Genomic DNA, 9,630 nt, shown 5'->3' with positions numbered 1-9,630 from the left:
GACCACGCGGGCTCCCCGGGCGAGCGCGATCGCGACGGCTGCGCGACCGAGCGTTCCGCCCGCACCGGTGACGAGGATCCGCTCGTCGGCGGCGAGCGCGGCGATCCGCAGGGCGTTGAGCACGATGGGGGCGCTGTGCACCACGGCCGTGGCGTCGGCGGCGGTCAGGCCGTGGCGGTCGATCGCGTTGCGTGCGGGCACCGCGACGAACTCGGCGGCGCCGCCGTCGCGGTGCACGCCGACGACGGTCTGCGATGGGCAGTCGGCCTCGTCTCCCTCGCGGCAGCGGGGGCACGTGCCGCAGGCGATGTTGGGCTTGACGACCACGGCCTGGCCGAGGCGCGCGGGGTCGACGCCGGAGCCGACGGCGACGATCTCCCCAGCCGGGTCGATGCCGAGGATGCGCGGGAGCCGGGCGTGCGCTCCGGGGCCGACGCCGACGATGACGTTGAGGTCGAGCTGGTTGATGCCCACGGTCTCGACGCGGATCAGCACTTCGCCCGGAGCGGCCGACGGCACCGCCGACTCCGTGACGGTCAGGCCGTCCAGGTCGTGGCTGCTCAGCACGGCGGCACGCATGGTCACCTCTTCATCGTGGGACTGTTTCGGATACTGTATCCAATTTTCATCGTGGTCGTCCAGACCCCGTTGTCAGCACGATATCGGCCGAAGCATGGACAGCCGATACCAAATTGGATACCGTATCCCAAAATCCGCGTGAGACGCCCCCCTCACGAAGGGGCGCACGCACTGCCCGAATGGAGAGTCATGCGCACGACAAGAACCAGGCTCGGCCTCGCCGTGGCCGGAGGCGCAGCAGCACTGACGCTGCTCGCCGGCTGCACCTCGCCGACACCCGCACCCGAAGGCCCGGTCGACCTCGGCGACGGGGAACCCGGCGCCGCCGAAGACACCAGCATCACGGTGGCCATCCCCTTCCCCGACGTCACGATGTACTCGATGTTCGTCCTCGGCTACTACGAGGAGGAGGGCCTCACCGTCGAGGTCATCACCGCCGACAACGTCACCGCCGCGGTCGCGAGCGGCAGCGCCGACATCGGCGTGGAGTCCACCGGCACCGTGATCGACGCCATCCGCGGCGGCGTGGAGATCGACCTGGTGTCGGGCCACTACTGCCGCCAGAACTTCGACTTCGCGGCCCAGTCCGACGTGGAGAGCGTCGAAGACCTCGACGGCACCTCGATCGTCCTCGCCGGAACCCCCGGCGACCCGGCCGAGTTCCAGCGGGCACAGGTGCTCGCGGAAGAGGGCTGGGACCTCGAGAGCATCAACGCCGAGGTCGTCTACCCCGGACCCGGCTCCGAATCGTGGACCGAGTTCTTCGTGAACGACCGCATCTCGCTGCAGCCCTTCTACGCCGACGACCGTGCGGCGCTCGAGGAGCACGGCGCGAACATCGTCGTGGAGTCGCTGCGCAACTGGGCCAACGACGTGCAGATCGCCGGCACGGCCTGGGTGAAGGAGAACCCGAACTCGCTCGTGCGGTTCCTGCGCGCCACACTCAAGGCCACCGACTTCATGACCGCCCCGGCACCGGGCGAGTTCCCGGAGAACGCGGAGGAGGCGCTGGACATCTACGAGGCCAACGACTTCGACGTGCAGGAGCTCCGCGACTCCGACAGCGTCTGGATCCTCGACGGCCACCTCGCCTGCCCGAACCTGTACTTCGACGCGGACGCCTGGGACACCACGATCGAGACGCAGAAGCTCGAGCCGCTGGAGTTCGACGACGCGCAGCTCGCACACCTGTTCAAGGCGCAGGAGCTGCTCGGGCTCGACAACGAGGGACCGGCGACGCTCCCCTACCCCTGAGCCGCACGACCCCGGACGAGGCCCCACCGTTGCGCATGGCGGTGGGGCCTCGTCGCGTCCGCGGGTCAGTAGTGGTCGCGGGCCTGGAGGATCACGATCTGCTCGTCGCTCACGTAGTACACGAGGCGGTGGGTCTGGTCGATGCGGCGGGACCAGGCGCCGGAGAGCACGTGCCTCAGGGGCTCCGGCTTGCCGATGCCCTCGAACGGGTCACGGAGGACATCGGCGATCAACTGATTGATCCGTCGCAGCGTCTTCCGGTCCTGGCCCTGCCAGGAGGTGTAGTCCTCCCACCCGTGCGGGTCGAAGGCGAGCCGCCTGCTCACTCGTCGATCAGGTCGTGCTGCTCGGACTCACCTCGGCGGGCGCGCTCGAGTGCCGAGAGGAGCCGCTCCGCGCCGACGGGGTTGCGGAGCAGGTAGGCCGTCTCCGTGAGCGCGTCGTAGTCGTCCTTCGACATGAGCACGGCGTTGCCGCGGCGGGACACGACCTCGACCGGGGCATGGTCGTCATTCACCTGCTGGATGAGACCGAAGAGGCTCTTCCGCGCCTCGGTTGCGGAGATCGCCGTCATCTCGTCACCTCCTGAGTGGTACAGAAAAGCGTACCACTCGGCGAAGCGAGAAGGCGGACCCGGCCCCCGTCGCGCATGAGACGGGGGCCGGGAGTCGGGGGCGGCGTCAGCCGACGATCTTGCGCTCGTCGTACCAGGGCGCCAGCCTGCGGCGCAGCACCGAGATGAGGAAGAGCGTCAGGTTCGCGATGATCACCATCACCACGACCATCGCGATCGCCTCGTCCATGCGGAACTGATACGCCGCGAACTCCAGCAGGTGACCGAGGCCCCCGGTCCCGCCGAGGAACTCGCCGAGCACCTCGCCCGTGAAGCCGAGGGCCGCACCGCGCTGGATGCCGGACAGGCTGTAGGGCAGCGTCGCCGGGAAGATGACCTTCCACCCCAGCCCGATGCCCTTCGCGCCGTATACGCGCGCCGCGTTCACCAGCGACGGGTTCACGGTGACCGCGCCCTCCATCGTGTTCAGCAGGATCGGGAACACCGCGAGCAGGATCACGAGGGCGATCTTCGACTCGCTGCCGAGCCCGAGGCCCAGGATGAACAGCGGAGCGAGCGCGACCTTGGGCGTGGAGTACAGCACCCACAGGAACGGGGCCACCATGAAGCGCAGCACCGGGGACCAGCCGACCGCGAGCCCCACGACCACACCCACGACGATCGCGATGGCGAGGCCGATGAGCAGGTTCGTGACGCTGAAGCCGAAGGCGCCCCAGAACTCCGGGTCGACCATGAGCCGCCCGAAGGCCACGGCGATCGCGCTGGGGGCGGGCAGGAACGCCTCGGGCACCCACTGGAACCAGGTGACCGCCGCCTCCCACACGAGCAGCACGGCGGCCACGACCGCGATCAGCAGCAGCGTCCACCTGCCCTCGCCCGCACGCACCACGCGCCGGGGCCGCACGATCCGCACGGTGCCGGTTGCCGAGACGACGCTCATCGCCTGCCCTTCCTCGTCCACGGCGCGACCCCGCGCTCGATCGCGGTGACCACCTGGGTCATGCCCACGCTCCACACCACGACGATCGCGATCGCCGCGAACGCCTGATCCGTCTGATACGTGTTGGAGGCGCGGATGATGAGCGCGCCCATGCCGCTCGACGACCCGGCGAGCTCGGCCACGACCATGCCGATCGTGGCGAGCACGACCGCCTGGCGGAGACCGGCGAACAGGAACGGGATCGTCGACGGCAGGTACACCGAGCGGTACAGCCGCAGGCGGCCCGCGCCGTACACGCGGGCGGCGCGGATGATCGACGGGTTCGTGGTGCGCATGCCCGCGGCGACGTTCAGCAGGATCGGGAAGATCGCGCTGATCGTGACGAGGAAGATCACCGGTCCGATGCCGAAGCCGAACCAGGCCTTCGCGAGCGGCTGGTATGCGATCGACGGGGTGGCGTAGATGGTCCAGGCGATCGGACCGACCACGCGGTCGACCGGGAGGGACGAGCCCATCAGCAGGCCGACCGGGATGCCCACGACCACGGCGAGCGCGAAGCCGGTCAGCCACGCCTGCGCCGAGATCCCGGCGTTCGCGGCGAGCGACCCGTTCGCGATGATCTCCCCGAAGCCCTGCGCGATCGACAGCGGGGGCGGCAGGAAGACCGGGTTGATCCAGCCGAGGACTCCGACCACGAGCTGCCACAGCAGCAGGAGCACGACGACCTCGACCGCGATGACCGCGGCCTTGCCGCGCGTGCTCAGCCCCGCGAGCCAGGCGGCGACCCCGCCGCGTCCGAGGTTCGGTCCCGTGGCGAGCAGCGCGCTCATTTCGACACCGCTGCCGCCGTGGCCTCGCCCTCCAGCGCCTCCCAGAGGTGGTCGCGGAGTTCGAGGAAGCGGGGATCGTGCTGCACCGACCGCTCGGAGCGCGGCCGCTCGATCCCCGTGGTGATGATCTCCTTGATGGCGCCGGGGTGACTCTTGAACACCACGATGCGGTCGCCCAGGAGGATCGCCTCCTCGATCGAGTGCGTGATGAACAGGACGGTCTTGCCGGTCTTCTCGATCAGCTTCTCGATCTCGTCGCGCATCACCTCGCGGGTGAGGGCGTCGACGGCGCCCAGCGGCTCGTCCATCAGCAGGATGCGCGGCTCGGCGACGAACGCCCGGGCGAGACCCACCCGCTGCTGCATGCCGCCGGACAGCTCCCGCGGGTACGACGACTCGAAGCCCTTGAGGCCCACCATGTCGATGGCCTCCTGCACGCGCTCGCGCCAGTCGGCCGTGCGCAGGCCCTTCTGCATCTCGAGCCCGAACTTCACGTTGTCGAACACCGTGCGCCAGGGCAGCAGCGCGTAGTCCTGGAAGACGACGGCCCGGTCGGGTCCCGGGCCGTCGACCTCCGTGCCGTCCACCAGGACGGACCCGGTGCTCGGCGCGACGAGGCCGGCGATGACGTTCATGAACGTCGTCTTGCCGCACCCCGACGGGCCGAGCACCGTGATGAACTCGCCCTCGAACACGTCGAGGTCGACGTTCTCGATCGCGATCAGCTTCTTCCCCGTGCGCGCCACGTCGTAGCTCACGGAGAGTCCGGTGACCGAGATCAACGGGTCCGTGGCGGAGGGTGCGGTGTCTTTCACGTCAGTCATCGTCGACCTCTCGTCTTGTCGCCGCGCTCGGGTGCGCGGCTTATCGCAGCTTAGGAAGCACCTCGGTGCCGAGGAGCTCGATCTGCTCGAAGAACCGATCGAACTTGAACCGGAAGTCGAACACCAGGTGCTCGGTGCCGATCTCCTCGAACCGGCGGATCTGATCGACCGCCTCGTCGGGGCTGCCGACGATGAGCTGACCCTCCAGGTCTTCCACGGTCTCGAAGCTGCCGGACGGCGGCTTCACCGCGAACTTCGCCTTGTTCGCCCACGCCAGCAGGCCGGGGATGTTCACGTGCTTGAGCGCCTCCTCGCGGGTGTCCTCGATGGAGGTGGGAGGGATCACGGCGATGGTCGGCATCGGCCGGCCGTTCTCGTCGGTCATCTCGCGCATGGTCTGGATGCGCTTCTCCATCGTGGCCAGACCCGTGCGGCCGGGCATCCAGCCGTCGGCGAACTCCGCCGCGAGGCGGGCCGACCGCGGGGTCGCGCCGCAGTACCAGAACGGGATACGACCGCCGACGGGCTTGGGCTCGATGGTGACGTGCTCGAACGAGAAGATGCCGTCGTCGTAGGTGACGTCGTTCTCGGTGAACACGCGGCGCAGGATCTCGGCGTTCGAGCGCACCATCTCCACGCGGTCCAGGTCGCCCCAGCCGATCGCCTCGAACTCGTGGTCGAACGTGCCGGCGCCGAAGCCGAGGATCAGGCGCGGGCCGAGCAGCTGGGTCATGGTGCCGGCCATCAGCGCGGTCACGAGCGGGTGCCGGAACGGGATGAGCGACCCGGTGCCGAGCTCGATCTTCTCGGTCACCGCGCCGATGGCGGTGAGCGTGGTGAGCGCGTCGTAGAACGTGCGGTTGGGCTTCTCCATCTCGCCGTGCGGCTCGAACACGAGGTGGTCGCGCACCCACACGGAGTCGAATCCGAAGCTCTCGGCGAGCTTCGACCCCTCCAGGAGCTTCTCCTTGCTCGCCTCCTCGCCGAAGTGCGGCAGCAGCAGTCCGAATTTCATGTCAGTTCCTCTCTGCGGCCAGTGCCGCCCTGTCTTCCGCCGAGGCGGCGAGCTTTCCGAAGGCGGGGTCGCCGACGACCTCGCGGTCGACGTACACGTCTTCTCCGCGCACGAGCGTGCGCTGGATGCGGGCGCTGATGGTGCGCCCGTCGTACGGGGTCCAGCCGATCTTCGACAGCACGTCGTCGTTCGTGATGGTCCACTCGTCGGCCAGGTCGGCGATCACGATGTCGGCGTCGGCGCCGATCGTGAGGGAGCCCTTGACGCCCTCCAGGCCGAACTTCGCGGCGGGGATGTGGGCGACCATGTCGATCGCGCGCTGCAGGTCGAGCTCGCCCTTGTTCACGGCGTCGAGCATGAGCTCGTAGTAGTACTGGATGCCCGGGGTGCCCGTGTGCGAGCTCCACATCTTGGTCCAGCCGACCTCCTTCTCCTCGCGGGTGTGCGGGGCGTGGTCGCTGGCGGCGATGTCGATCGTGCCGTCCCGCATGCCCTCCCACACGGCGGTGCGGTTGTCGTCGGGCACCCAGTAGCTCAGGGCGTAGGGACCGAGGGTCTCCACGTCGTCCCACGTGGACAGGAACGGCGCCCAGTGGTTGACCTCGCACGTGACGTCGATGCCGTTCTGCTTGGCGCGGCGCACGGCCTCGATCGAGCGCCGGGTCTGGATGTGCGCGATGTGCACGGGGCAGCCGGAGGCCTCGGCGAGCCGCAGCACCACGTCGATCGCGGTGTCCCAGATCACGCCCTCGCGCGCGGCGTAGGCGGAGGCGTAGCCCTGCGGGGTGTTCTCGCCGCGGGCGAGGTAGGCGCCCTCGATGTAGTCCATGAGCGCCTGGTCGTGCGGGTGCACGATGAAGCGCTTCCCGGTCTGGGCGATATGGTCCATGATCTCGAGCAGGTGCCCGTGGTCGTGGATGCCGGTTCCGGAGGGGTGCGGGTAGTCGCGGCCCGTGTCGACGACCATGTAGATCTTGTAGGCGCGGATGCCGAGGTCGCTCATGCCCGCGATCTCGGCGAACTTCGTCGGGGCGGGGTTGTGGTTCCAGTCGACGATCGACGACTCCTCGTAGCGCCGGAACACGCCGGTGAGGGTGGCGACGTCGGTCGTGGGCGGCTTGAGGTTGGGCATGCCGAACATCGTCGTGACACCGCCGGCCGCGGCCTGGAGGCTGGTCGTGTAGATGTCGTCCTTGTGCTCGTAGCCGGGCTCGCGGGTGTGCACGTGCACGTCGACCATGCCGGGCAGCACGAGCTTGCCGGTGGCGTCGATCGTGCGCGCGGCGTCGATGTCGGTGTCGGCCGCGACGATGCCGGCGACCCGGCCGTCCGCGACGAGCAGGTCGGCGACGACCGGTCCTGCGGGGGTGACGACGGTGCCGCCGGTGATCTTCAGATCGACGCTCATCGCGCGACCTCCTGTTCCTGAACGGATTCTGTCTGGATGGACTCGCCGATCGCGGGCGACGGCGTGGTCCGGTGGATGAGATGCGCGGGGCGCACGTGCGTGTCGAACCAGCCGACGATCACCGGGGTGGTCTGCTCCCAGTACGTGTCGTAGGCGGCGTAGTGCGTGGTGTGCCGCTGCATGATGAGCTGCTTGGGGCCGCGCGCCGCCTCGTACAGCGCCTCGGCGTGATCGGTCGGCGTGGTCGCATCGCCCTCGACGCCGATCACGAGCAGCGGCGTGGTCAGGCGGGCCGCGGCGTCGATGGGGCGGTAGGCGATGATGCCCTCGGCGCACGCGAGCGGCACGGCGGAGGGGATGCGGTCGTCGACGTCGGCCTTGATGGTGGTGGCGCGACGCTCGGCCGTGGGGATCATGATCTCCTCGCGGGGGTGCACGATGCGGCCCTCCCCCGTGGTGACGCGCCGGCGGCGGTCGTCGTCGAGCGACTTCTGGAAGTCGAGCCACTCGTACTCGCTGCGCATGCGGTGCAGCCAGTCCTCGCCGTCGGCCACGGGAACCTGGCTGACAGCGGCCTTGACGCGCGGATCGACGTCGGCGAGCAGCACCGCGTTGCCACCGCCGGTGCCCCCGGTGCCGAACACCCCGATGGCGTCGGCGATCACGTCGTCGCGCGTGGTGAGGTAGGTGACGGCGTTGACGAGGTCCTGCAGCTGCCAGGCGGGCGAGAGGTAGCCGCGGTCGCCGTCGGAGTCGCCGAAGCCGCGGTAGTCGATCACGAGCACCGCGAAGCCGGCCGCGACGAGGGCCTCGTGGTAGCGGACGTAGAGCTTGGCGTCCTTGAGGCCGAGCCAGCCGGGCCCCTGCACGATCGCGCGGTACGGGCCGTCATGGTCGGGGGTGCGCCAGATCGCGGAGATGCGGGAGCCCTCGCTGAAGAACGAGACGGGTGTGGTCTGCATGGATTCCTCTCGGCTGAACGCGGCGTCGCGATCGGGCGATGTGCGCCGCGGCGGTGGGGCTTCTTCATCATGACCCATTTTGGATCCAGAATCCAGTATTGATTGGATCCAAAATCCGAGCTAGCATGACCGCATCGCGCCGACCCGATTGGCCGGCGCCGGTGGTCCCGACCTGGACTGCGACCGCGCATACACCCGCGCCTACCCGCCCACGTCCTCCGGAGAACCATGACCCCCACCGCCCGCGCGCTCGGCGCCACCCCCGTCCTCGCCCTCCTCCTCGCCGCGGGCCTCAGCGGCTGCGCGAGCGGCCCCGCCTCCCCCGCAGCCGCCGACGCCGACCGGCCCCGTGCGACCCTCGACAACTGCGGCACCGAGGTGACCCTCGACGGACCGCCGCAGCGCATCCTCACGGTCAAGTCCTCCACCCTCGAACTCGCCCTGGCCCTCGGCGCGGGCGACCGCATCATCGGCTCCGCCTTCACCGACGGCCCGCTCCCCGAGGCGCTCGCGGCGGAGGCCGACGGCATCCCCACCGTGTCGGACAAGGTGCCGTCGAAGGAGGCCGTGCTCGAGCTCGAACCCGACCTGGTGTTCGCCGGATGGGAGTCGAACTTCTCGGTCGACGGCGCCGGCGAGCGCGACGACCTGCAGCAGCTGGGCATCGCCACCTACGTCGCCCCGGCGGCGTGCAAGGCGCCCGGCTACATGCCCGACCCGCTCACGTTCGACGCCGTGTTCGACGGTTTCACCGAGGCGGGCGAGCTGCTCGGCGAGCAGAAGGCCGCGGCGGCCCTCGTCGCGGAACAGCGGACCACCCTCGACGCGATCGCCCCCGACGACCGCGGGCTCTCCGCCGTCTGGTACTCGTCGGGCAGCGACCAGCCCTTCGTCGGCGCGGGCATCGGCGCCCCGCAGATGATCATGGCGGCCGCGGGGCTGGAGAACGTGTTCGCCGAGGTGCACGACACCTGGACCTCGACCTCGTGGGAGCTGATCGCGGAGGCCGACCCCGACGTGATCGTGCTGGTGGACGCCGCGTGGAACACCGCCGCGTCGAAGCAGGAGCTGCTGGCGTCGAACCCGGTGACCGCCCAGCTCGACGCCGTGCGGAACGAGCGGTACGTGGTCGTGGACTTCCCGGCGACGGAGGCCGGGATCCGCAACGTCGACGCGGTGGCCGCGATCGTCGCGCGGCTCGGAGAGCTGTGAGCGTCGCGGCGCCGCTGCGCACGGCGGCCCCG

At 69.7% G+C, this 9,630-nt stretch carries 11 protein-coding genes; 2 read left to right on the top strand and 9 right to left on the bottom strand.

The window, feature by feature from the left end; genetic code table 11:
* Positions 1 to 579 (bottom strand): alcohol dehydrogenase catalytic domain-containing protein (locus tag DW309_RS01740; protein ID WP_240753092.1); only part of this gene is annotated, 579 nt, incomplete at its 3' end.
* A 189-nt stretch (positions 580 to 768) separates the two neighbouring features.
* On the opposite strand from DW309_RS01740, the gene DW309_RS01735 reads away from it, so the two are divergent.
* A complete protein-coding gene (locus DW309_RS01735; RefSeq protein ID WP_136044373.1) occupies positions 769 to 1,833 on the top strand; it encodes an ABC transporter substrate-binding protein in 1,065 nt (354 codons plus the stop codon).
* Positions 1,834 to 1,898: 65 nt separating this feature from the next.
* Here the strand turns inward: DW309_RS01735 and DW309_RS01730 are convergent, their stop codons facing one another.
* From DW309_RS01730 to DW309_RS01695, 8 genes are all read right to left on the bottom strand, one after another.
* The gene (locus tag DW309_RS01730) at positions 1,899 to 2,159 is read right to left on the bottom strand and encodes a Txe/YoeB family addiction module toxin (RefSeq protein WP_136044372.1); all 261 of its coding nucleotides are present in this window, start codon (positions 2,157 to 2,159) and stop codon (positions 1,899 to 1,901) included.
* Positions 2,156 to 2,407 carry a type II toxin-antitoxin system Phd/YefM family antitoxin gene (locus DW309_RS01725; protein WP_136035172.1) on the bottom strand — a complete coding sequence of 84 codons (252 nt, stop codon included), beginning with the start codon at positions 2,405 to 2,407 and terminating at the stop codon, positions 2,156 to 2,158. The genes DW309_RS01730 and DW309_RS01725 overlap by 4 nt, the downstream gene beginning before the upstream one ends.
* A 106-nt stretch (positions 2,408 to 2,513) precedes the next feature.
* Positions 2,514 to 3,347, bottom strand: a complete 834-nt coding sequence (locus DW309_RS01720) for an ABC transporter permease (protein ID WP_136044371.1) — start codon at positions 3,345 to 3,347, stop codon at positions 2,514 to 2,516.
* Positions 3,344 to 4,177: an ABC transporter permease gene (locus DW309_RS01715; protein ID WP_136044370.1), complete on the bottom strand. Its 834-nt coding sequence runs from the start codon at positions 4,175 to 4,177 to the stop codon at positions 3,344 to 3,346. The genes DW309_RS01720 and DW309_RS01715 overlap by 4 nt, the downstream gene beginning before the upstream one ends.
* Positions 4,174 to 5,001 carry an ABC transporter ATP-binding protein gene (locus DW309_RS01710; RefSeq protein WP_136035175.1) on the bottom strand — a complete coding sequence of 276 codons (828 nt, stop codon included), beginning with the start codon at positions 4,999 to 5,001 and terminating at the stop codon, positions 4,174 to 4,176. Before DW309_RS01710 ends, DW309_RS01715 begins: the two co-directional genes overlap by 4 nt.
* Before the next feature lie 40 nt (positions 5,002 to 5,041).
* A complete protein-coding gene (locus DW309_RS01705) occupies positions 5,042 to 6,016 on the bottom strand; it encodes an LLM class flavin-dependent oxidoreductase (RefSeq protein WP_136044369.1) in 975 nt (324 codons plus the stop codon).
* Between the two features lies 1 nt (position 6,017).
* Positions 6,018 to 7,424: a dihydroorotase gene (locus DW309_RS01700; RefSeq protein WP_136044368.1), complete on the bottom strand. Its 1,407-nt coding sequence runs from the start codon at positions 7,422 to 7,424 to the stop codon at positions 6,018 to 6,020.
* Positions 7,421 to 8,386, bottom strand: a complete 966-nt coding sequence (locus DW309_RS01695) for an alpha/beta hydrolase (RefSeq protein ID WP_136035178.1) — start codon at positions 8,384 to 8,386, stop codon at positions 7,421 to 7,423. The genes DW309_RS01700 and DW309_RS01695 overlap by 4 nt, the downstream gene beginning before the upstream one ends.
* Before the next feature lie 228 nt (positions 8,387 to 8,614).
* On the opposite strand from DW309_RS01695, the gene DW309_RS01690 reads away from it, so the two are divergent.
* Positions 8,615 to 9,598: a putative F420-0 ABC transporter substrate-binding protein gene (locus DW309_RS01690; RefSeq protein ID WP_136044367.1), complete on the top strand. Its 984-nt coding sequence runs from the start codon at positions 8,615 to 8,617 to the stop codon at positions 9,596 to 9,598.
* The last annotated feature ends 32 nt before the right edge of the window (positions 9,599 to 9,630 follow it).

The organism is Microbacterium sp. K41 (genome assembly GCF_004794395.1).
In the GTDB taxonomy this organism is placed as follows: domain Bacteria; phylum Actinomycetota; class Actinomycetes; order Actinomycetales; family Microbacteriaceae; genus Microbacterium; species Microbacterium sufflavum.
Note: the sequence above shows the minus strand (reverse complement) of the source record. Positions and strands in the feature narration are given on the sequence as shown.